Origin of the sequence: Halobellus ordinarius (genome assembly GCF_031823395.1) — an archaeon.
GTDB lineage: Archaea > Halobacteriota > Halobacteria > Halobacteriales > Haloferacaceae > Haloquadratum > Haloquadratum ordinarius.
In genome coordinates this window covers 103,416-125,367 of the sequence record NZ_JAVQKJ010000002.1, presented here as the reverse complement: position 1 = coordinate 125,367, position 21,952 = coordinate 103,416, and the positions used below count along the sequence as shown (strand labels likewise).

The following is a 21,952-nucleotide window of genomic DNA, read 5'->3' as shown; positions in this document are numbered from 1 at the left end:
AACACGACATCATCCGGGGGTCGAACACGACATCATCTGGGGGTCGAACACGACGCCCGTGGCAACACTGGATACTGTCGGGGGAGGAGTCTGAACCGAATCGTCTCACCCCGGGAAATGACTCTCGCGAACCCGTCGTGTCCGACAGTATAAACCCACTGGCCCGCAACTGGAACGTGTGGCACGCCCTCTCCGCTTTCGACACGCCCCCGGTCGCTGGACCGAGGACCGGGTGGTCGGTCAGATCTACCGCGACCTCGACCGGAATCTCGGCGCGACCCGGCTGTCGCCGTGGTTCAAGCCCCCCGAGCGGTATACAGGCGAGCGCTTCGAGATGGACAACGGCGACATCGCACTGTTTCTGTGGAACGACGACGAGGCCTACTGGCTCGGGAACACCGAGACGCCGGAGGCGCTCTGGCGGACCGAGAAGTACAGTTTCGCGGACGTGCCGGACGGCGTCTCGCGGTGGGCGACGAGGGAACTCACCGCACAACTCCACGAGGAGAGCCCCTGGCTCGAACCGTTTCCCCATCTCTCGTGGTTCTTTCTTCCCGTCTTCCTCTCGAAGGACGGCCGCGAGACGACGCGGGCGTTCTTCGACGAGCACAGCGCGGGCTTTCCCGACGCGACCCGCGATGAGGCCCTGGAATTTTACGAGTCGTTCCTGCGGACTCGGACGCTCGACGACTGGCGGGAGGTGATGGCTGGCAAACTCGGGACCTCCGAGTACATGGATCTCACGCGGATGACCGCCGCGATGGGCGAGTTCAACGCTGGCCACCTGCTGGTCGAAGCGGGGTATACGATCGAACCCGAAATCGAGGTGTCGACGGGACACGCAATCGACTACCGTGCCGAGACCGACGGCGACGCCGTCCTCGTGGAGGTGACCCGCCCGACGCCGACGGAGGAGCGCCGCGCCGGGACGCCCGTGGCGGCCGTCCGGGACACGGCGGCGACGAAATCGGACGGGCAGCTCGAGGAACACGGCGGCGGCGTCGTGCTCTTCGTCGACTGCTCGTCGTTCCCCGACGACGAGTGGCAGGCGATCCGGGCGGAAGAACCCGAGGTCCACCACCGGCCGGCCGTGGTCTTTCGGCTCAGACCGTCCGGTCGCGTCGAGGGGTACACGAAGGGGTACGTACCGCTCGATCTGCCGATTTAGCGGGCGATCGACGCCGAGATAGCCGTCTCCGAGTCGATAGCCCGAACGTCTCCGAAAACAGAACCGATACCGCTACCCTGAGCGACCGTTCGTACTGATTACTCTCGTCTCATCCCGCCGAGCGCCGTCACCGGGGTAGTGCTCGGCGGTAACAGGTGAGAGTAATCAGTATCAGAAGGACACCTGCTGCGGACCTTCTTCGCCCGTCGCGTAGGCGTCGCGGTCGCTGTAGTACCGCCGGCCGATGGCCTCGTGGCCGAGTCCACAGAGGAGAGCCGAGCGGGCGTCTTCGGCGTCGGTGTAGGTCTCCGCGCCAGCCCGAGAGAGTACCGTTCCGAGGCGTGCGGTCCCGTTGGGGAGTTCGATAGTCTGATCGCCGTACGCCTCGATGAGTTCCTCGGTTGTCGCCGGGAACTCGTGGGCGTCAATGAGATCGCCGGTTTGCTTCAAGCGCATTACACCCAACCCTCACCACCGGAGACCTTAATGGTTTTCTGTTATGATCTTTATAGAGGCTAAATCCATCATATAACCTTAATCAACATAATATGACATTCGTATTGTTACGTATCAACACAAGGAATTTAGGAGCCGAGATCCGACTGCCAGCTGTGACCGCCGAGGGAGAGAGGAGAGACGAGATCGCGGCGGATCTCCACGTCCACACGACCGCGTCCGACGGAACGCTGACGGTACCCGAACTCGCGGACGCCGCCCGCCGGGGTAGTGTCGACGTAGTCGCCGTGACGGACCACGACCGGATCCATCCCGAACTGGCCGCCCCGGTGACGGTCCACGACGGCGTGACGGTGATCCGCGGCATCGAACTCCGCGTCGAATCCGGGGCGCAGCGGCTCGACCTCCTCGGCTACGGCGTCAAGCGGACCGACGCGATCGAGGGAGTCACGAGCCGAATTCAGCGGAATCGGAAAGAACGCGGCGCGGAGATCGTCGCCCGCGTCGAGGACCGACTCGGCGTCGACCTCGATATCGAGCCCCGTGAGGGACTCGGCCGCCCGCATATCGCCCGCGCGATCGAGGAGAGCGACGCCCCATACGACTACGGCGATGCGTTCGCCCATCTGATCGGGAACGACGGCCCCTGTTACGTCCAACGCGACGTCCCCACCTTCGGGACCGGTGTCGACGCGCTGCGGGACGCCTGCGCGGTCGTCGGACTCGCCCACCCGTTCCGCTACCCCGATCCGAGCGCAGCGCTCGAACGCGCCCGCGGCCTCGACGCTGTCGAACGGTACTACCCGTACGACGGTGCCGACGCTGACAGGGAAGATCGCGCCCGTGTCGACGCGGTCGCGGAGGAAGCGGGGTTGCTCCGGATCGGCGGCTCGGATGCCCACGGCCGACGGCTCGGCCTCACCGGCCCACCACAGTCGGCGTTCGAGGCGTTCGCCGCCCGTCTGCCGGACGTCGCAGACTGATTACGCAGTTCTCGGAGGAGATAGCCGGTGGCACAGGCTTAAATCCCGAGGAGCCTCTAGTGGTAGTATGAAGTGCCACTACTGCGACCGGGACGCCGCCTACGCCGCCGAGAAGGATGGAATCAAGGTCGGCCTCTGTGAGCGGCACTTCCGGACGCAGGTCGAAGCGCTGGCCGACTCCGAGGAGTTGTCCGCGATCCGCGAGCAGATCGATATCGATCGAACCGAGTAACGGGAAGTACCGCAATTTTCCGGCAGTAGTTAGCGTTCACGGGATCGCTGGCTGTCGTGCGATCCGACGTGCAATCAATCGCTGCGCTCTAGGGGTGCTATAGAAGTCTTTCCACACCTAAACAGGAATCGCTCAGTTCAGACGAACGGTGTATCACATCGGGCAATCAACTACTCAAGAGCTGTCAGGAACGAGGTGCTGAATAGAGAGCGTGTAGTCAGCACCAAAGCGAGAACGGCTACTGACCTTTGCGGCTGATGCGGATCCGGTACGTGCCCCGACGGCGGAGCAGACGCCGGACGTACCGCTCAACCCGGCCAGGTACCGCCTGAGGACGGGGCACACCGGGAAGGTAGAATTTTGATTCAGTGTCTCTTGCTTGATCGCCCACGTGGTTTCTCTGTGCCATATATCAATGAAGGGCGGGTAGCTGCATGGATGTGTGGCTTAATCTTATAATCCATTTATACTCACTCAGATATGCGCTCTGTGTTCATCACGAAGCATTGAACCTCAACACAACCCGACAGAACCGCTGTCGATACGTTCGCAGACTTGTTCTTACGACCGATTCACCGAGATACTCGCAGGATAAACCGCTGTCGTAGGAGTTCTTTCACGGCCTCTCGACAACGTTCAGTTGGTTTCCCAACAGAACGGGATAGGTACTCAAGACATAGTCTAGCCGAGTTCACCCATCCTTACGTTTACTTCCAGGCTTCCCTCTTTTCCACAGTTAGGACACTTGCCGTAGAGTTCACTACTACTTATAGGGATTATCGTAAGTCCTCATAGAATTCTGGCCGGACGGGGCGGCGAGAATCTATGAACAGTTACGATAATCCCTATTAGCAATCCACCACCCCGCTCTTCCAACAGACCATTTTGGTGTAGGCATTCAGTATGGAGCCACGAGGGGCATCCAACACATTTGACACCGTTCTGTCCGTTGCGCACTTTACCTCCACAGAAGTAGCATGCACCTGGCATACACACCGTGAGAGCGTGTGTATGGATACTATAGTAGCGTTTGCAACTGATTGCTCAACTGATCGCACGCTGTCGTGCGATCGTGTGAGCGAAGACTTGCAAACGCTACTATAGAATAGACCGTTTAACCGAGGTCATACCCTGTTTACTTTGAGGAAGAGGAGCCGTCTCCCCACCCTGTTCTGCCGAGGCCTCTTTTGAACTATGGCAGGATCCTGCGGTAAAAGGCTGGACCGTCCAATACGACGGGGTTTCGGGATTGGTTCACCAACCCGCTTCGTCGGCGTCACCACTGTTCGATATGGCGTCTCGAAAGAAAATCCGGGTTCGCGTTCGGCGGACGGTGCTGGCGGACTGTCGGGAGTGGGTAGTGGCGTGTCGGCCGACGTTTACATTGCGCCGCCCATTCCGCCCATTCCGCCCATTCCGCCGCCCATTCCGCCGGCGCCGCCGGGCGCGCCGCCCTCGTCGCCGCCGTCGTCGCTGCCGCCGCCCTTGAGGTCGCCGGCGGCGATGACGTCGTCGATGCGGAGAATCATCACGGCCGCCTCGGTGGCGGACTCGATGGCCTGCGTCTTGACGCGGAGGGGTTCGACGACGCCGTCGTCCTCCATATTGACGATGTCGCCCGTGTAGGCGTCCAGACCCGCGGCGAAGTCGCCGTCGGAGTGCTCCTTGCGGAGGTTGACGAGCGACTCGATGGGGTCGAGGCCGGCGTTCTCCGCGAGAGTGCGCGGGATGACGTCCAGCGCCTCGGTGAACGCCTCGATGGCGAGCTGCTCGCGGCCGCCGACGGAGCTGGCGAACTCGCCGAGCCGCATCGAGAGTTCGGTCTCGCTTGCGCCGCCGCCGGGCAGGACGCGACCGTCCTCCAGCGTCGTCTTCACGACGCCGAGGGAGTCGTCGATGGCGCGTTCGAGCTCGTCGACGACGTGCTCGGTGCCGCCGCGGAGGATGAGCGTGACGGACTTTGCGTCCTCGACGTCCTCGACGAAGATGCGCTCGTCGCCGCCGATGTCCTTCTGGGCGACGGAGCCGGCGAAGCCGAGGTCGTCGGCCTCGATGTCGTCGAGCGAACCGACGACGTTGCCGCCGGTCGCGCGGGCGAGGCTGGCCAGATCGGAGGATTTCGCGCGACGGACCGCGAGGATACCTTCCTTCGCGAGGTAGTGCTGGGCCATGTCGTCGATGCCGTCGCCGACGAAGACCACGTCAGCGCCGACGTCGACGAGCTGGTCGACCATCTCCTTGAGCTGCTTTTCTTCCTGGTCGAGGAACTGCTGGAGCTGGTCTGGGTCGGTGACGTTGACTTCCGCGTCGATCTCGGTCTCGCGGACTTCCAGCGCGCCGTCGAACAGCGCGACGTTGGCGTCCTCGACACCGTACGGCATATTCTCGTTGACGCGCTCCTTGTCGACGATGACGCCTTCGACGAGCTCGGAGTTGTCGATCGAGCCGCCGACGACCTTCTCGACGGAGACGTTGTCCGTGTCGATGCCCTCGTCGTCGGAGACGGCGAGCACGGCGTCGACGACGAGTTCCGCGAGCAGGTCCTTCGAGGATTCGGCGCCCTTGCCCGTCATCGCCGTCTCGGCGATCTTGACGAGCGTGTCGTGGTCGTCCTCGGAGACCTCGATCGCGTTGTCCTCGAGGATCTCCTTGGCCTTCTCTGCAGCCTGGCGGTAGCCCTGGGCGATGGTGGTTGCGTGGACGTCCTGCTCGATGAGCTCCTCGGCCTGGTCGAGGAGTTCACCGGCGACGACGACAGCCGTCGTGGTCCCGTCTGCGACCTCGTCCTCCTGGGTCTCGGAGACCTCGACGATCATATTCGCCGCGGGGTGGTCGATGTCCATCTCCTTGAGGATCGTTACGCCGTCGTTGGTCACGACGACCGATCCGCCGGAGTCGACGAGCATCTTGTCCATCCCTTTCGGACCGAGCGTGGTCCGAACGGACTCGGCGACCGCTTTGCCCGCCGAAATGTTCATCGACTGTGCGTCTTTGCCCTGTGTGCGCTGGGAGTCTTCGCCCAGAATGATCATCGGCTGCCCTTGCTGCATTCGCTGAGACATAATCAACCTTTGATTGTTTGTGATTCTATATAAATATAACGCTACGGAACGCCGAAAGCACAGTAGGGCCGGCCAAATCCGTGTTAACTACTATCAATAGATGCTTTTATGTGCCTCGAACGGAGCAGCCGTCTCGACGTCCAGCGGACGGATATTCGCCGGGGTGTAGGTCAGGATCACGTTTCTATTCCGTTACTGCCGGGTAAACCCTATTAGGAGGAGTTGTGTTGTAGTTCGTAATGAAGTTGCGGGAGTTCGTCGACGAGTTCTCCGAGGCTGGCCACGAGACGTCGCTGTCGGTGGTCAACAGCAGCCAGCCGCCGACGGTCTTCCGGATGCTCGATCGCCTCTTCACCGGGCAGTCGATCGGGGTCTCAGAAGTTTCCCGCGCACTCTCGGAGGCAGACGTCGTGCGACTGCGACGGAACGGCGACGTTGTCGCCGAATCCAACTTCGAGGACGTCCGTGATGCGATCCTCGCAGTCAACTCGGACATCTACGTCACCGGCAGTCGCTCGCTCGCCGACGTCGAGACGCCGGACGTCGTCAGCAGCCTTCAGGGGCTGCGGTTCCGCGTCCGCGGCTATCCCGAGGGCTCGAAGGGGAAACTCCTGCTCATCGAGATCTCCCGCTACATCGAGGCGATGGCGCTCCGCCACGAGCGCGGCGAACTCCACACCGGCTTCCAGCGGCTCTCCCGGATCGCCGACGAACGGGGGACCAGACACGCGTACGAAGAACTGGCGGCCACCGACCTCGACGTCCACGTCTACGGCGTCGGCGACGCCAGCCCGCTGGACTCGCAGTCGGTGACGGTCCACACCGACGACGCCGCGGAGATCCGGAACGGCTGGTTCGTCGTCTTCGCCCCGCCTGCCGGCGAGGACGTCTCGGGCGCGGTGCTGGTCGCCGTCACCGACGACGACACCGAATGGGAGGGTGTCTGGACTGTCGATACGGACGCGGCACGACGTGTCGCGGCCTATCTCGACGGCACCTACGGCGGGTGACCCAGCACGCGAACACGAAACGCGCCGGCTCAGCCGGACTGCCGGACGTCGAAGCCCTGGGTGAGTTCGTTGTGCTTCCGTTCGAGAAAGGAGTAAACCGCACCGTGCGGCGCGCCGTCGAGAATCATCCCGACCGCCCGGCGGACGGCGTCGACCTCCTCGGGCTGGCCGATGACGCCGAGCGTGGTCCCCTTGATGACGACCTCCGCGCCGGTCAGTTCCTCCATCAGTTCGCGGGTGCGCCCGTCTTCGCCGATGAGCCGCCCTTTCTGCCGCTTGAGGTCGTTCTTGTTCCTGGTGTGCGCTTCGAGGTCGACCAGCTCGAACGTCCGGAGGTCGTTATCGAGGAGCGACAGCGCCGACTCGGGGGTGAATCCGCGGCCGATGGCCTTGACGATGTCCGGCGCGAGCATCCCGGAGACCGGGTCGCCGACGTCGTCGATCGCGACGGCACCGGTCTCGGAGTCGATGTCGAGTCTAACCTCCGCCCGGCGTTCGATCTCGCGCATCGTCTCACCGCCCTCGCCGATGAGGACGCCGATGCGGTCCTGCGGAACCTTCACGTGTTTCATACTGTCGACTACCCGACGGAGCGATTTAAGCACTTTGTTGGGTGTTTCCGGCGGATGCGCCCTCCCATTACGGGACCGCACGGGACTCGACATCGTAGCCGCAAGGGAGCCCGAAATCAGGCGTCCGGCCCGTCCGGCGTCCCGCCGGGTTCGGGGTCGACGTCGGTGACGAACGCAAAGAGGTCGTCGGCTGTGACGTCGAGCCCCTGCCGCCGGAAGAAACTGGCTACGTTGCGGCAGTCCCGGCGGAGGAAATCCTCGGCGTTGGGGTGATGCACCGTCACCGCCTGTCCGAGATCGATGATAACGAGTTCGCCGTCGTGGATGATCATATTGTACTCCGAGAGGTCGCCGTGGACGAGTCCCGCGGCGTGGAGTCGCTGCATATACTCACGGACGACCTCGTAGGCCGTTTCGGGGTTCTCGACGTCGACCTCCGCCAGTCGTCGGGCGCGGTCCTCGACGAGCCCCACCAGTTCCATCACGAGGACGTTCCGCTCGACGGCGATCGGTTCGGGGACGCGGACGCCCGCCTGTCTGGCCCGGGTGAGGTTCGCGTACTCCTTTTGTGTCCACGCGAGGACGACTTTTTTCTTGTCGCTGCCGATCCCCTCGAAGCGCGGGTCGCCCTCCAGGTACTCCCGCATCTGCTGGAAGTTCGAGGCGTTGATGCGGTAGACCTTTACGGCGACGTCGCGCTCCGCACCGTCGAGGCTCCCGAGCGCCTCGTAGACGTTGGCCTCCTTTCCGGTCGAGATGGGGCCGCCGAAGGCGTCGACGTGGCCGTCCTGAACGAGTTTGTAGATGGCGGCGAACGTGGCGTCGTCGAACACCGACTGCTCGACTTTGAACTGGTCGGCGTCCTTCAGCCGCTTGCGGAACTGGTCGAACTTCCGGTCGCGACGGCGGGCGATCCGGTCGGCCTCGGTGTCTGTGACGTCGATTTCCTCCCACTCGTCGCCGGGGGCATCGACCTCGTCGGGAGACAAAAAGCCGTACTCCTCGGAGTCAGTCATACTGATTGTTGTTCCGTTTTACCGGTGCTCGCCACCCCCGGTACGGGCGAGCACCGGTAAGAGACGACAACAATCATTATCACTGGATGTGTCCTTCTTCCCTGAGTTGGTCCGCCTCGGACTTTTCGTACCGCCAGACGACGTCGGCCTTCTCGTCCTGCCAGTCCCACGGTTCGACGAGGACCACGTCGTCCTCGCGGATCCAGATGCGCTTCTGCATCCGGCCAGGGATCCGTGCGGTGCGTTCGACGCCGTCGGCACAGCGGACCTTCACGCGGTTCGCTCCGAGCATATTCGTGACGACGGCGAACACCTCGTCGTCGTCCGGCATCCGGAGGTCGCGTCGCCCCCTGTTCTCGTCGTCGCTCATACGCGAGCGTTCGGTATGGTCCGGTAAAAGTTCTGCGAGACCCGCCGTGACAGACGCTCCGGATCGATTCCGTCCTCCAGGGCGGGTTTCCGAGCAGTTGACGGAGGGAGACCCCTCGGGCGACAGTCGGACGGCTGACCCCTCGATCGATATCGAACCGTTCCCCGTCCAACCGACCCTCGATCGATAATCGGACCTTCCCCGCCCAACCGACAGACGACACGCTCATACGGGCGCCGGCGGAAGCGTGGCCTATGACTTCCGAGACACTCCTTCTCGCGGGCGGTCGGGTGCTCCGGCCCGACGCCAGCGTCACGAACGCGGACGTCCTCGTTGATCGTGATAGCGGGCGGATCGCGGAGGTCGGTCCGGAGCTGTCGGCCGACCACGACGCCGACGAGAGGCTCGACGCCTCGGGCGGACTCGTGATACCTGGACTCGTTAACGCGCACACGCACGTGGCAATGACACTGCTCCGGGGATACGCAGACGACAAGCCGCTCGACACGTGGCTGCGCGAGGATATCTGGCCCGCGGAGGCGGAACTCACCCCCGCGGACGTTCGAGCGGGCGCGGAACTCGGGATGGTCGAGATGATCCGTTCGGGAACGACGACGTTCGCGGATATGTACTTCCACGTCCCCGAGATCGTCGCCGCAATCGACGAAGCGGGGATGCGCGCCCGCGTCGGCCACGGAATCGTCACCGTCGGCAAGGACGAGGCGGCAGCCCGCGCGGACGTCGAAGAGAGCCTCAGCGTCGCTCGCGAGTACGACGGCGCCGCCGACGGCCGGGTTCGAACGGCGGTGATGCCCCACTCGCTGACGACCGTCGAGGAGTCGCTGCTGCGGGAGATCGCCGCCGAGGCGCACGAAGCGAGCATCCCGGTGCACTACCACGCCAACGAGACGCGCGACGAAGTCGAGCCGATCGTCGAGGATCGCGGGGAGCGGCCGCTGGCGTACGCAGACGACCTCGGACTGCTCTCCGACGCGGAGTTCCTGGCACACGGTGTCCACGTGGACGACGTGGAGATCGACCTGCTCGCGGATCGCGGGACGGCGGTCGTCCACTGTCCGGCGTCGAATATGAAGCTCGCCTCCGGAATCGCGCCCGTGCAGGATCTCCTGGATGCGGGCGTAACGGTCGCGCTCGGCACCGACGGCGCGGCCTCGAACAACGATCTCGACCTCTTCGACGAACTCCGGGACGCCGCGATGCTCGGCAAACTCGGTGCCGACGACGCCGCCGCCGTCCCCGCCGCGGCGGCGGTCCGGATGGCGACCGAAGGCGGTGCGGCGGCGCTGTCGCTGCCGGGCGGTCGCGTAGAGGTCGGCGCCGCCGCCGATCTCGCCGTCGTCGATCTCGACGCGCCCCATCTCGCGCCGGCCCACGACCTCGTGAGCCACCTGGCGTACGCCGCCCGCGGTTCAGACGTCCGCCATACGGTCTGCGACGGCGAGGTCCTGATGCGGGACCGGGAGGTCCTGACGCTCGACGAGGAGCGCGTGGTCGAGACCGCAAGAGAGCGGGCCGCGGATCTCGCTTCTCGTACGGAATGACAGAGGTTTACTCGGGGATGACGTCGACGCCGTCGTCCGTCACCGACACCCGTAGCGACTCGACGGCCCGCTCGTAGACGCTGGCGTGGCGGCCGTCCTCGACGTCGACGCGGACGGTCTCTTCGAGCAACCCGGCTTCGACGAGTTTGCTCGTCTCCCGGTAGACCGTCGACAGCGGGACACCGGAGCGATCCCGGAGTTCGCAGGCCGTCGCCGGAGACCCCGCCGCTCGGAGGAGCGCGACCCCGGTGTCGCTGGCCAAAAGCTTCAGAGCTACCGACCGCGGTAGCGCCTGCTCGGCCTCCTCGCTACGGCGTTCTCCCTCATAGGAGGACATCTGTGCCATCCGTACTATCGGAGCGAACCGTGAAAGCATTTGCCAGAGAGTGGGACGCATTCGACAGGTTTCCGCTCTCAGCGATCTTATCGTCCGATAGTGATTACTCTCACTTTCTACCGCCGAGCGCTGTCAACGGGAGTGGCGCTCGGGGGGAAGAGACGGAAGTAATCAGTATGGATCGTAGCGAACAGTCGGCACAGCCGCTCCCCACGCCGACGTGCCGAGCACCCGCAGCCCGACGTGGGGCCGTGTCTACGTCACACGACGCCTGGCCCCGCTATCGTACATAAATCTACGTCGGTGTGCACTCGAAGCTGGAGCGGGTCAGCAAGTAATCCGTGTCCCGACACTGCATTTTTCGTTAATTTTGAGAGGGTTCGTCTACCGTTCGATTCGGATCGCAGAGATCCACATTTACAAATTCGAATCGGGCGCCCCCTTCCTTCGAGTCAGTAATCGACAACGTCCAGCCGTGAGCATCGGCGATTCGATTGACAATCGCAAGCCCGAATCCGGTGCCCTCCGAGGATTGGCTGTGGCCGGCTTCGAGCACCTTCGTGCGTTCCTCCTCGGGGATCCCGGGCCCATCGTCTTCGACATAGAATCCAGCGTCGTCGAGCCGTCCAACCTGAACCGTTACCCCATCAGTAGCGTGTTCGACATCGTCCGCGTGAGTATCCGAACGCGGATTCGAAGAGCCGTGTTCGATAGAGTTCCGATACAGATTCTCGAACAGATGCATCAGTCGGCCCTGATCAGCATAAATCCCGAACCCATCACTGACTTCGAGTGTTGCTGTACTGGTATCGACCATCTCCCAGCTTCGATGTGCGATTTGCTGAATCTGGACGAGTTCCGATTCACCGACCTTCTGACCCTGCTGAGCCAGGACGAGCGTATCTTCGATGATGGCCTCCATTCGCTCTAATGCGGTTTCGACGTGTGTCAGGTGGTCACCATCGTATTCGTCCTGAGCCAAGCGGAGTCTTCCCATCGCGACGTTGAGCGGGTTGCGCAAGTCGTGTGAGACCACGCTCGCGAACTCTTCGAGTTGTTCGGTCTGTTTTTGAAGCTCGCGCTCGCGTTTCTTGCGAGCCGTGATATCCACGAACGAGGACATCAACGCGAGTGGTTCCCCCTCGTTGTCGGTGACGGTGCTTGCAGAGCACTGTGCGTGGAAAGTGGTGTTGTCCTTTCGGACGGCCAGTAGTTCCCCGTTCCACTGGCCGGTTTCTTCGACACTGCTTGCTACCTTTGCTGCCTCTTCAGGTCGCTTCCAGAATTCTGTGACAGACTTCCCGAGAACTTCGTCTTCGGTTTCGTAGCCCCACAGTTCGAGAAACGACGGGTTGACCGAGATCAACTCACCATCGAGATTGGCGATGGCGATTCCACTGAGCGCGGACTCGATCGTGTATTCGTTGATCAGCAACTCCTCTTCACGCTGTTTGCGCTCGGTGATGTCTCGGCCGACACCGGCGAGTAACTCCGTCGAATCGTCGGTGAACGAAACGGCCGAAAATTCATAGGAGAGACGGTCCCCGTCCTTCGTCTGTAGCGTTGCCTCGACACGAGCATACGCTTCGTCGAGGGCACGGTCGATGGCGTCGGTGATGAGTTCTCGATCCTCGGCGACGAAAAAATCGACCGGATCCATCGCCGCAATCGTTGCATCAGCATATCCCGTCTCTCTTGACAATGCGTCGTTCCAGTACTGAAACTCCCCGTCGGCCGTAAAGACATAGAATAGCTCGTCGACCGCCTGCAGAGCGTTGACAACGCCAGCAGGGCTCAGGGTCGACGTCCGATCCTCCCCGTTCTGGTCGTCCATACCCATTCGTGGGCCACAGATTATTTTATAGTAGGGGCCGAGAGAATTCAAAACTGAAACGCTTGAACTTCCATTTTTCGGAGAGTTCAAAGGCCAGAGAACGTATTCCGTGGTGAATTTCGATCAATTCGTCCGCAGGCATTCAGAAGGATACCGAACGAAGAACTCGATAGAATGTCGATCAAATAACAACGAATTGGGTGAAAAGGAGAGGATATACGTTCCAGCAATCGCACCGCGAGCGAGGCCGAAGGCCGAGCGAGCGGGTATTTTTTGGTCCACCGTGAGACGCAAGGGTCTCACGAGCCTCGCTTCGCTCCGCTCAGCGAGACAGCTTTTTGCAAGGAGGGCGAGACAGCGGAGCCGTCTCGCTTCCCCACGGGCGACCTGCGGGTCGCCCGTGGAGAGCGGTGCGCCTGCGGCGCACCCGACGCAGCAAAAAGGTGGTTCGGTAGCGTTTTGCCCCGCCTCCCGTTACCGAACGGTATGAGTGCGTATCCACCGATCGGCGAGCAACTCGACGACATCGAGTCCGCTCGCACGGAGGGCCGGCGGAAGATGGACTGGGCGCTGCAGCATATGCCGATCCTCCGGGAACTCCGCGAGCAGTTCAGCGAGGAACGGCCGCTCGAAGGCCACACCCTCGGAATGGCGATGCACGTCGAAGCGAAGACCGCGAACCTCGTCGAGTTGCTCGCCCTCGGCGGCGCGGAGGTCGCGATCACCGGCTGTAACCCGCTGTCGACCCACGACGACGTGAGCGCCGCCCTCGACGACAACGAGAACATCACCTCCTACGCGAAACGCGGCGTGGGGGAGGACGACTACTACGCCGCGATCCAGGCGGTCGTCGCCCACGAGCCGACGATCACCGTCGACGACGGGATGGACATGGTCTACGCTATCCACGAGGACTACCCCGAACTGATCGACACCATCGTCGGCGGGGCCGAGGAGACGACGACCGGCGTCCACCGCCTGCGCGCGATGGCCGCGGACGGCGAGCTCGACTATCCGGTGTTCGCCGTCAACGACACGCCGATGAAGCGGCTCTTCGACAACGTCCACGGCACGGGCGAGTCCTCGCTCGCGACCATCGCGATGACGACGAACCTCTCGTACGCCGGCAAGAACGTCGTCGTCGCGGGCTACGGCTACTGCGGGAAGGGCGTCGCGAAGAAGGCCGCCGGCCAGAACGCGAACGTGATCGTCACCGAGGTCGAACCGCGCCGCGCCCTGGAGGCGCACATGGAGGGCTACGACGTGATGCCGATGAACGAAGCAGCCGCGGTCGGCGACGTCTTCGTCACGACGACCGGGAACAGAGACGTCATCACTCGCGAGGACTTCGAGGTGATGGACGACGGCGCGCTGCTCGCGAACGCCGGCCACTTCGACGTCGAGATCAACCTTGAGGACCTCTCGGATCTCGCTGTCGACGAGTACGAGGCGCGCGACGGCGTCCGTGCCTACGAGCTACCGGACGGCCGCCGACTCAACGTGCTCGCGGAAGGGCGACTCGTCAACCTCGCCTCGCCGATCGCACTCGGCCACCCTGTCGAAGTGATGGACCAGTCGTTCGGCATCCAGGCCGTCTGCGTCCGCGAACTCGTCGAGAACGGCGAAGCATACGACCCGGGCGTCCACGACGTCCCCGACGAACTCGACCGGGAGGTCGCGGAGATCAAACTCGACGCCGAGGGCGTCGAGATCGACTCGCTGACGGACACGCAGGCGGAGTATATGAACAGCTGGAGCCACGGAACGTAAGCGAACGACTTTGAGCGAGACGGCGGCGATGTATCGGCTACTGCCCCCACGTCCACTTCGCGTCGAGCACGTACCGGTAGATGCCGCTGATGACGATCGCCACAGCGTTGGCCACGAGATAGAAGAGCGAGACCCACTCGACGAGCGCAAAGAGCACCGCGAGCTGGATCGGGATCGCCGTCCCCCGGACCACGTTCGTCTTCAGGAGTCCGTAGAGGTACTCCCCGGTTCCGGTGTTCTGGGTCGCCTCAAAGGTCCAGGCGTTGTTGAGGACATACGAGAGGATGATCGTGATCTCGATCGATACCACCGCCCCGATCAGATAGTGTAGGCCGCCGACGTCGACAAAAAGCCACAGAAGCGCCATCTGGACGCCTGCAGTGAAGACACCCACGATGACGAACCGCCGGAGCTGAAGGACGAGCGGACCGCTATGGAGGTTTCGGAGAAAGCTCCGCAGCATCTATCGGTAGCCTAACGCCTCCAGCCGCGCTCCGAGATCCTCGTCGATCCCTTCCCCCGATTCGTCCGCGTCACCTCCGTCCTTCTCACGGAGCAGTTTCGCGTGTGCCTCGGTGATCGGTCGGAACCGATCGATGACGTCCTGGGCGGCCTCGTCGGGGTGGTCCGACCGATCCGCCGTCTGTCCGGGGTCGTCGGGGCTGTAGTACAGCTCTTCGGAATCCGCGTCGACGTTCCGGATGTACGTCCAGTCTTTGTCCCGCACGGAGACGAGCAGGTCGCCGTCGGAAAGCGACCGCGGGATCGGCTGGGCGGTCACCTCCTCGCCCCGGACGGTGACGGAAACGACCGGCTCGTCGGACGGGGTCTCGCCGTTCAGCACTGTCGGCGCAAGCGACGTTCCGGCCCACTCAGCTGGGGCGTCGACGTCGAGCAACTCCGTGACCGTCGGGGGAATCGCGTCCAGTCCCACGTGCTCTTTGATCCGCCCTCCCTCAACGCCGGGGACGTCGACGACGAGCGGTACCCGGATCAGTTCGTCGTAGAGCTTCGGGTAGTGAGCGAGGTGGCCGTGGTCCTGGAACTCCTCGCCGTGGTCGCCCGCCAGCACGACGGCCGTCTCGTCTCTCTGACCGGTCGCGTCCAGTTCGTCCAGCAACCGGCCGATGCTGGCGTCGACCTGCCGGGCGGCCGCCTGATACAGCGTCCGGAGTTCCTCTAACGTCCGCTCGTCGACCTCGAGCCCCAGGCCGGTCCGGGTGTGTGCGTGCAGCATCCGGTGGGTGCCCAGGAAGCCCTCAGAGACCTCGCGGATGTAGCGCGGCGCCGGAACGTACGGCGTGTGAGTGTCCATATAGTGGATCCACAGGAAGAACGGCTCGTCGGTATCCTCGAGGAACGACGCCGCGCCGTGCTCGACGTCGAACATCCGCGAGGTGTCGAGGAACGGCCGGTCGTCGGCGTTGCCCGCGAGCCGTGAGCGAAGCCGTCGCAGCGGCGAGGTCGCCAGTTGTAACCACGCCTCGACCGTGGGATGCGTGGCGAGGTACCGGCTGTAGAGGCTCGATCCGACGTTCGCGACGAACGACTCGAACTCGTCGAAGCCGTCGTCGTACCCCCAAAAGGAGGTGAGAAAGCCGTTGGCGGCGTTGAACCCGCCCGTGGCGAATCCGGCGTCAGAGAGCGTCCGTGCGATCGTCGGCACGTCTTCGACGCCGATGTCGCCGGAGTCGGCGAACACCGGTCGGGAAGCCAGGATCGACGGGAACGAAAACGGCGTCCAGTTACCGGTCGCGAAGGCCCGCTCGAACACGGTCCCGCGGTCGGCGAGGTCGTCCATCACCGGGGTATGCCGGCGTTCGTCGTACGTCCCCAGCGCGTCCGCTCGCAACGAGTCGACCGTAACGAGCACCACGTTCGATATTTCGGTTGATGGCTCCATCATTCGGGGTCGATCCGGGCACCGGTCCTCACGCCCCCTTGTCGGACCGATGTCCTGCGTTGTTCGCCTTGTGGAGGGTTGCACGTATATATTTCTTGATCCCGCTGCCGTACCGGGGGAGCCGTCGCCGACCCACGGCGAAGGCGGCGCCGAGCGTCACCCCCCACAGGAGGTGACCGAACAGGCCAGCGAGTTCGAGGTTCGGAATCGTCGCCGGGAGCCCGATTACGCGCAGCCACACCGGCATCACGAACCCGGCCGCGACGAACCAGACTGCCGTTCCGTAAAGCCCGCCGAGCACGGCGGCGACGGCCGATTCCGACCGATATCGGATCAGCCGCGGCGTCGAGAGCAGTGCCACGAACCCGAGTCCGAAGACGACGCTGTGAAACATGTGAACCGTCCAGCCGGCGACCGGCGACGGCATTCCGTAGAGCGCCCCGATGACCGGGATCGACCCCTGAACCAGACTGAGCGGGACGCCCATCACGAACCCCGCGACGGTCGCCGCGGCAGCCGCGACACCGAGTGATCCGGCCGACACCCCACCGCCGAGGGCAGCAACCGCCGTCCCGTCGGGTGTCCGCTCTCTGCGGAAGGTCAGCGTGATCCCGACACCCGAGCCGTCGATTCCCCGGCCGACGGCGACGTCGGCGTTCGATTCCGTCGCGAGCAGGCGAACGATCGTCAGCCCGAATCCGGCACCGGGATCGTCGTATTCGGGCAGTTCCCCGTCGAGAAGGACCCGTCGCTGCCGTTCCGGGAGCCCGTTCCCGTTGTCGGCGACGGTGACCGACACCGTCTCCCAGTCGCTGTCCAGTTCCACGCGGACGCGGGGCCTCGCCGCGTCGTTGTGCTCGATGGCGTTGCCGAGCAGATGTTCGAACAGATATTCGATCCGGTCGGTCGCCACGGCGACGCTGTCATCGGTGTTGTTCTGCAGTTCGAACTCGGCGTGCGGGTACCGGGTCTCTGCATCCGCGACGCAAGACTCCAAGAGGGCTCCGAGGTCGACGGTCCCGGTCGTCCCCGACCGCGTGAGGCGGTTGACCTCCTCGATGGCCTCGTTGATGCGATCAGCACTCCGTTCGATCGCGTCCGCGGCGTCGGCGACCCCGCCATCGGCGGTCGCTTCGCGGTCGCCGTCCGCGGAACCGCCCGCCGGTTCACGGTCGTCCGTCCCGACGATCCCCGCGTACCCCCGGACGACGTTGAGACTGTTCAGCACCTCGTGGCGGAGGATCCGGTTCAGGAGCGTGAGCCGGGTGTTGCGCTCGGCCACCGCCCGGCCTTTCGCTCGGCGGCGCGACACCTGGATCCCGGTCACCGTTCCCCCGACTGCGCCGGTCAGGAGGATGTCGAGGCCGAGGGCGACCGTCTGCGCCCCCGACGGCGCACCGAAGATCCCGGCCCCGAAGAGGGAGGCGGCGACGGCGATGCCCGTGGCCGCAGTCCCGAACAGACACCAGCGTGCGACGGTCACTCCGTGTTCGCGCCCCCACTCGCTGACCGCCATCGAGACGCCGAAAAGCGAGAGCCCGAGCCCCACGACCAGAAACGGGACCTCTCCGAAGAGAAACGATGCCGACGACTCGGCGGTCGCCGACGCGGCCGTCGTCGACCGGGTCAGAAGAAACCCGATTCCGGCAACCACGAACCCGCTGCCCCCGGCCCACCATCGGCGCCTGCGCTGAGACACGGGGAGACCGACGACACACTCCCGATTCAACGTGGCTCGGATTGGCAGCGATTACACACAACCGACGGCCCGACCGGGTTCGCCCGATTTATGTCCGGCCGCAGCCAGCGGTCGTGTATGTCCTCGAACCGGAAAGGCGACCGCCGCGAGCGCGAACTCGTCAACCGGCTCGACGAGGCGGGCTTTGCGGTGATGCGTGCCCCCGCGTCGGGGTCGGCGACCGAGCGGGAACTCCCGGACGTGCTCGCCGGTAACGGCGACGTCTTCTACGCCATCGAGGCCAAGTCCAGTTCCGGACGGCCGATCTATCTCACCGGTGAGGAGGTCGAGGCGCTGGTCTACTTCGCCCAGAACTTCGGCGCGAAGGCGCGGATCGGCGTCCGCTTCGACCGCGAATCCTGGTACTTCTTCCACCCCGGCGATCTCCATACGACCGACGGCGGCAACTACCGCGTCAAGAAGGAGACCGCGCTCGCGGAGGGCGAGGACTTCGAGTCGTTCGTCGGCGGCCCGGCGCAGGCCCGCTTGACCGAGGTCGGCGACGACGGTGTCGACGACGGCGGTGACGGGACCGACGGCGAAGCATAGCGACGGACGGGACTACGGGACGATCCCGCTTGCGGATCCACAGTCTGGGTGCGAGTCTTCCGCCGTCGGATCCTCGGTGTCGAGTTCTACCGGACGGAGCCGCGAAGCCGGAAACAGGTAGCGGCGGCCCTCGGCGTCCACAGACCGCTCGTCGGTGTCGTCGCCGTCGGCATCCGTGCCGGCAGCGTCGACTGCGCCGTCGCGAGGCGGCAGGGCATCAACGTATCTGGCCGCGAACACGGGCTCGTGGCCGCCGTAGGCGGCGTTGGTCTCGTAGTTCGCGACGACGCGTCCCTCGTCGGTCCGTGCTTCGTCGGCGCGTTCACCGACGGCGGCGACGACGACGAGGAGCGTCCCCGTCTCCCGGTCGCGGACGAGTTCGCCAGGGTCGTGGTCGTGCCGCTCACACAGCGCCGGCCCGTCGGCGGCGAGCGGGACGAACGCGCGACCGCCGCAGACGGCACAGACGCTCTCGCGCTCGTTCGGCGCCGGGACATATCCCAACTCGATCTCGGCGGCGACGCGACGGGTGTGTTTGCAGCGGGCGCCGCGGATGGCGCTATCCGGGCAAGTACACGTCGATCGATCGACGGCGACGACGTACGTCCCGCCCGCGGTCTCGACGACGTAGCGACCGTCGCGGAGGGGTCTGACCGTCATCGGTTCGGCGCGGGCGCGGCGGGCGCGTCCCTCGTATCCCTCGGCAGGAAGCGTCCGGGCTTTGCGTACGGTAGGCTGTCGGAGGTCGGGCGAGGGCGTCCCTCGTCCACCCGCGGCCCCGGCAGTTTCTGACGCGGGTGTGTTTCGAGTGTGCGTCATCGGTATTCCGGAGAGCGTAGCTCTCTCAGCGGAAGTTACGGGCTCCACGACCCTAAACCCTCGTTTCAGGTGGAACACGCCCGAACGCATCGAAGCCCTTTTAGAACGGCCACCGGAAGGCGCAGGTATGGAAATAGACGCGGAGATGCGCCGAAAGATCGCCGTCTCCATCGTCTCCGTCGGCGCTTTTTTCGCCGTCTTCATCGGTATCGGGATGCAGTTCGGCCCCGACCTCGGCGATACGGGTGGCCTCGCCCTGGTGGCGGCGATCACGCTTTTCGTGATCGTGATGGCCGCTGTCGGCGTGTATCTGGGCGACTGACCGCTCCAGGCGGATGCGTCGCCGTACCCGCGCTCACCGGGAGACAGATACGAATCAGCCGCCTTCGGTCGCTTCGCGCCAGTCGCGGACGTCGCCGGCATCCCGCACGGCATCCGTGTAGTACGACAGCGGGTGAGAGATCGTCTCACACCGCTCGTCGGGATCGACGCAGTCGCCGTAGGCTTTCATCGTCGCACACGACGGCGGCGGATACTGAGTCCCGTCGCCCTCGGTCAGGTACTCGACTCGCGTCTTGATCCGTTCTCGCCGCTCGTTAGCGCCGGATTCGCCGTTGCTGTCTGCTTCGTCGCTGCTGTCGGCCGCGTCGTCGCTGTCGCCGGCGCCTTCCTTCTCAGGAGTGCTGTCGTCGGCGCCACCGACGTCGAGGAGCGTCAACACCTCCTCGGCGTCTAATCCGAGCGCCACCAGGAACGAGACCAGCGAGAACTCGGTGTGGTCCGGCAGCGCCTCGCCGCTGCGGGTCCGCTGGACGAGCGTTTTCATACAGGGCGGAAACAGCGCGGGAACCACCGTCTCGACGTTTGGCTCGCGTGTAGCGCCGTGATCGTTCAGGAGCGACCTGAGTTCGGAGACGGCCGGCGCCAGCGCCTCTGCGATGGCGTCGCCGCCGTCGTCGCCGCGGACCTCGAAGGGGAGCCCGGCCGCGACGCGCCGCTCGACGGCCGCTTCCAGGATCCGAGTCAGTCCCTCGTCGGTGATTCGGACCGCGCCCTCGGCGACTTCGCGGTTGACGAGTCGCCACCGCTCGCCCCAGGTAGAATCCGCGAAGTCGAGATACGGGCCGAGGTCGACCCGGTAGTGCGACGGCGCCCGCCCGCCTGAGCGACCGCCGGTGGCGCGTCCCGCCCGGTTGCCGCCGGGTCCATCGGTCCGTTCGGGGCGGACGGCCCCGCCGAGGTCGAACTCCCGGAGGACGGCCTCGCGGGAGGCCCGGGCGCGGCCCGCGGTTCCGGATTCTCCGTCGGCGGCGAAGTCGGCCTCGAACCGCTCGCGGGCGGTGTTCGCCTCCGCAGCCGCGTACTTGTCGACGGCCGCGGGCGTCTCGATCAGCGACACGAGGATACGCGCGATCGGATACGAGAGCAGTTCCGCCCGTGACTCCCAGCGGCGCGGCTCCTCGGCGGCGACGGTCCCGGCCATCAGCGCGCGTTCGACCCGCTCTGTCGCCCGCTCGACGGCGGGCGCGTCCTCGGCGATGAGCGCCGCGGGCGAGATGTCCGCCTCGCGGACGGCCTCACGCGCGCCCTCGAAGAACGGGTAGCGCGCGTACAGCGGGTCCATCGGCATCGCACGTCCGTTGCGGGCGGCGGCGAATAAACACGGCGGTCGGCGCTCCCCCGACCCGCCTGTCGACCTCCCCCGACCGCAAATACCGTATCATCTAAGACGGCACGCGTCCTCGCTTCGCCCGTGCCGCAGTTCGACTACCCGTGTCCCGACTGCCGGGCCACGAACAGCCTCCACGACACCGACTGCGAGTTCGAGGGGACGCCGTGGCCCGACGTCGAGAAGGCGTACACCGACATCGTCGCGCGGCTCACGGCGGAACCAACCCCGGAGTCCGACCTCTACGACGCCGTCGACGGCGAGTGGGGGGCGCTCCACCGGGCGGCGCTCGAACGGCTGAAGCGCGACGGCCGCGTCGACGAGGCCAACGACGTGCTCCGCCTGCTCACGCCGACGGAGTTCCGCGAGGCGGTGTCGGAGCCGACCCGCGAGCCGATGCGGACCATCTACCGGAAGGGCAGCGTCCCCGGCTGTCACGACAACGCCACCTTCGCGATGATCGCGTGGTACGAGATGGTCGGCCTGTCGTGGTCGGAGACGCGCGCGAACGTGATCGAGTGGCTCCACGAAAGCGGCGCGTGGGCCCGCGGCGGCTTCGAGGAGTCCTCGCCCGAAGAGCTCGTCGACGCGAAGCGCCACGTCTACGAGGCCGGATACGGCTGGAAGGAGAAGGCCGAGGCGGCAAAGCGCATCATCGACCGGCACGGGTGAAGTACCTCGGGGACAAGCCCCGAGACACTCGCCTTGAAGCGCCTGCAGATCAGCGAGCGCGACAGGGCTCATACAGACTTCGACAGCCGCGAGAGATTCACCCCGACCGCTCCTCATACTGAGTACTCTCATCAGTTCCCGCCGAGCACACCCCTCCGTCGACGGCGCTCGGCGGGAAGCGACGAGAGTAATCAGTATCACCCCAAAATTAACACGAAACCGGGACGAGA

The 21,952-nt window shown here is 64.7% G+C and carries 21 protein-coding genes; 9 read left to right on the top strand and 12 right to left on the bottom strand.

Annotated features, from left to right (window positions below; all coding sequences use genetic code 11):
• Positions 1 to 178 precede the first annotated feature (178 nt).
• Positions 179 to 1,168, top strand: a complete 990-nt coding sequence (locus RJT48_RS00895; protein WP_311170346.1) for a DUF5784 family protein — start codon at positions 179 to 181, stop codon at positions 1,166 to 1,168.
• 171 nt (positions 1,169 to 1,339) lie between these two features.
• Here the strand turns inward: RJT48_RS00895 and RJT48_RS00890 are convergent, their stop codons facing one another.
• On the bottom strand, positions 1,340 to 1,624 hold the full coding sequence (locus RJT48_RS00890; protein ID WP_311170345.1) for a DUF5789 family protein: 285 nt from the start codon (positions 1,622 to 1,624) through the stop codon (positions 1,340 to 1,342).
• 155 nt (positions 1,625 to 1,779) lie between these two features.
• Here RJT48_RS00890 and RJT48_RS00885 point away from each other — a divergent pair, with 155 nt between their 5' ends.
• Both RJT48_RS00885 and RJT48_RS00880 read left to right on the top strand, forming a co-directional pair.
• The gene (locus RJT48_RS00885; protein WP_311170344.1) at positions 1,780 to 2,607 is read left to right on the top strand and encodes a PHP domain-containing protein; all 828 of its coding nucleotides are present in this window, start codon (positions 1,780 to 1,782) and stop codon (positions 2,605 to 2,607) included.
• Between the two features lie 67 nt (positions 2,608 to 2,674).
• On the top strand, positions 2,675 to 2,839 hold the full coding sequence (locus RJT48_RS00880) for a DUF6757 family protein (RefSeq protein WP_311170343.1): 165 nt from the start codon (positions 2,675 to 2,677) through the stop codon (positions 2,837 to 2,839).
• A gap of 1,379 nt (positions 2,840 to 4,218) precedes the next feature.
• On the opposite strand, the gene thsA is transcribed toward RJT48_RS00880, so the two are convergent.
• On the bottom strand, positions 4,219 to 5,871 hold the full coding sequence (gene thsA, locus RJT48_RS00875) for a thermosome subunit alpha (protein ID WP_311170831.1): 1,653 nt from the start codon (positions 5,869 to 5,871) through the stop codon (positions 4,219 to 4,221).
• A 269-nt stretch (positions 5,872 to 6,140) separates the two neighbouring features.
• Here thsA and RJT48_RS00870 point away from each other — a divergent pair, with 269 nt between their 5' ends.
• Entirely contained in the window at positions 6,141 to 6,911 is a 771-nt protein-coding gene (locus RJT48_RS00870; protein WP_311170342.1) for a DICT sensory domain-containing protein, read from the top strand.
• 29 nt (positions 6,912 to 6,940) lie between these two features.
• Here RJT48_RS00870 and RJT48_RS00865 read toward each other — a convergent pair whose 3' ends face one another.
• From RJT48_RS00865 to eif1A, 3 genes are all read right to left on the bottom strand, one after another.
• A complete protein-coding gene (locus tag RJT48_RS00865) occupies positions 6,941 to 7,483 on the bottom strand; it encodes a KH domain-containing protein (RefSeq protein WP_311170341.1) in 543 nt (180 codons plus the stop codon).
• Positions 7,484 to 7,599: 116 nt separating this feature from the next.
• The gene (gene rio1 / locus RJT48_RS00860) at positions 7,600 to 8,499 is read right to left on the bottom strand and encodes a serine/threonine-protein kinase Rio1 (RefSeq protein WP_311170340.1); all 900 of its coding nucleotides are present in this window, start codon (positions 8,497 to 8,499) and stop codon (positions 7,600 to 7,602) included.
• A 79-nt stretch (positions 8,500 to 8,578) separates the two neighbouring features.
• Entirely contained in the window at positions 8,579 to 8,869 is a 291-nt protein-coding gene (eif1A, locus tag RJT48_RS00855; protein WP_311170339.1) for a translation initiation factor eIF-1A, read from the bottom strand.
• 254 nt (positions 8,870 to 9,123) lie between these two features.
• On the opposite strand from eif1A, the gene RJT48_RS00850 reads away from it, so the two are divergent.
• The gene (locus tag RJT48_RS00850; protein WP_311170338.1) at positions 9,124 to 10,431 is read left to right on the top strand and encodes an amidohydrolase; all 1,308 of its coding nucleotides are present in this window, start codon (positions 9,124 to 9,126) and stop codon (positions 10,429 to 10,431) included.
• Positions 10,432 to 10,438: 7 nt separating this feature from the next.
• Here the strand turns inward: RJT48_RS00850 and RJT48_RS00845 are convergent, their stop codons facing one another.
• Positions 10,439 to 10,768: a winged helix-turn-helix domain-containing protein gene (locus RJT48_RS00845; RefSeq protein ID WP_311170337.1), complete on the bottom strand. Its 330-nt coding sequence runs from the start codon at positions 10,766 to 10,768 to the stop codon at positions 10,439 to 10,441.
• 364 nt (positions 10,769 to 11,132) lie between these two features.
• Entirely contained in the window at positions 11,133 to 12,602 is a 1,470-nt protein-coding gene (locus RJT48_RS00840) for a PAS domain S-box protein (RefSeq protein ID WP_311170336.1), read from the bottom strand.
• Positions 12,603 to 13,088: 486 nt separating this feature from the next.
• Here RJT48_RS00840 and RJT48_RS00835 point away from each other — a divergent pair, with 486 nt between their 5' ends.
• Positions 13,089 to 14,372, top strand: a complete 1,284-nt coding sequence (locus RJT48_RS00835) for an adenosylhomocysteinase (RefSeq protein ID WP_311170335.1) — start codon at positions 13,089 to 13,091, stop codon at positions 14,370 to 14,372.
• Positions 14,373 to 14,409: 37 nt separating this feature from the next.
• Here RJT48_RS00835 and RJT48_RS00830 read toward each other — a convergent pair whose 3' ends face one another.
• Genes RJT48_RS00830 through RJT48_RS00820 form a run of 3 tightly spaced genes read right to left on the bottom strand, consistent with a single transcriptional unit; the run spans position 14,410 to position 17,974 of the window.
• Positions 14,410 to 14,835 carry a GtrA family protein gene (locus tag RJT48_RS00830; protein ID WP_311170334.1) on the bottom strand — a complete coding sequence of 142 codons (426 nt, stop codon included), beginning with the start codon at positions 14,833 to 14,835 and terminating at the stop codon, positions 14,410 to 14,412.
• The gene (locus tag RJT48_RS00825) at positions 14,836 to 16,275 is read right to left on the bottom strand and encodes a sulfatase (protein ID WP_311170333.1); all 1,440 of its coding nucleotides are present in this window, start codon (positions 16,273 to 16,275) and stop codon (positions 14,836 to 14,838) included.
• Positions 16,276 to 16,303: 28 nt separating this feature from the next.
• Positions 16,304 to 17,974: an ATP-binding protein gene (locus tag RJT48_RS00820; protein ID WP_311170332.1), complete on the bottom strand. Its 1,671-nt coding sequence runs from the start codon at positions 17,972 to 17,974 to the stop codon at positions 16,304 to 16,306.
• A gap of 117 nt (positions 17,975 to 18,091) precedes the next feature.
• Between RJT48_RS00820 and hjc the strand changes: the two genes are divergently transcribed.
• Positions 18,092 to 18,562 (top strand): Holliday junction resolvase Hjc, encoded by a 471-nt coding sequence (gene hjc, locus RJT48_RS00815; RefSeq protein ID WP_311170331.1) that lies wholly within the window; start codon positions 18,092 to 18,094, stop codon positions 18,560 to 18,562.
• A 12-nt stretch (positions 18,563 to 18,574) separates the two neighbouring features.
• Here hjc and RJT48_RS00810 read toward each other — a convergent pair whose 3' ends face one another.
• Positions 18,575 to 19,381: an SWIM zinc finger family protein gene (locus tag RJT48_RS00810; protein WP_311170330.1), complete on the bottom strand. Its 807-nt coding sequence runs from the start codon at positions 19,379 to 19,381 to the stop codon at positions 18,575 to 18,577.
• Between the two features lie 127 nt (positions 19,382 to 19,508).
• On the opposite strand from RJT48_RS00810, the gene RJT48_RS00805 reads away from it, so the two are divergent.
• The gene (locus tag RJT48_RS00805; RefSeq protein WP_311170329.1) at positions 19,509 to 19,703 is read left to right on the top strand and encodes a DUF7472 family protein; all 195 of its coding nucleotides are present in this window, start codon (positions 19,509 to 19,511) and stop codon (positions 19,701 to 19,703) included.
• 54 nt (positions 19,704 to 19,757) lie between these two features.
• Here the strand turns inward: RJT48_RS00805 and RJT48_RS00800 are convergent, their stop codons facing one another.
• Positions 19,758 to 21,005, bottom strand: coding sequence for a DNA primase (locus RJT48_RS00800; protein WP_425604695.1), 1,248 nt, complete (start codon positions 21,003 to 21,005; stop codon positions 19,758 to 19,760).
• Positions 21,006 to 21,134: 129 nt separating this feature from the next.
• Between RJT48_RS00800 and RJT48_RS00795 the strand changes: the two genes are divergently transcribed.
• A complete protein-coding gene (locus tag RJT48_RS00795) occupies positions 21,135 to 21,722 on the top strand; it encodes a DUF7474 family protein (protein WP_311170327.1) in 588 nt (195 codons plus the stop codon).
• Positions 21,723 to 21,952 lie beyond the last annotated feature (230 nt).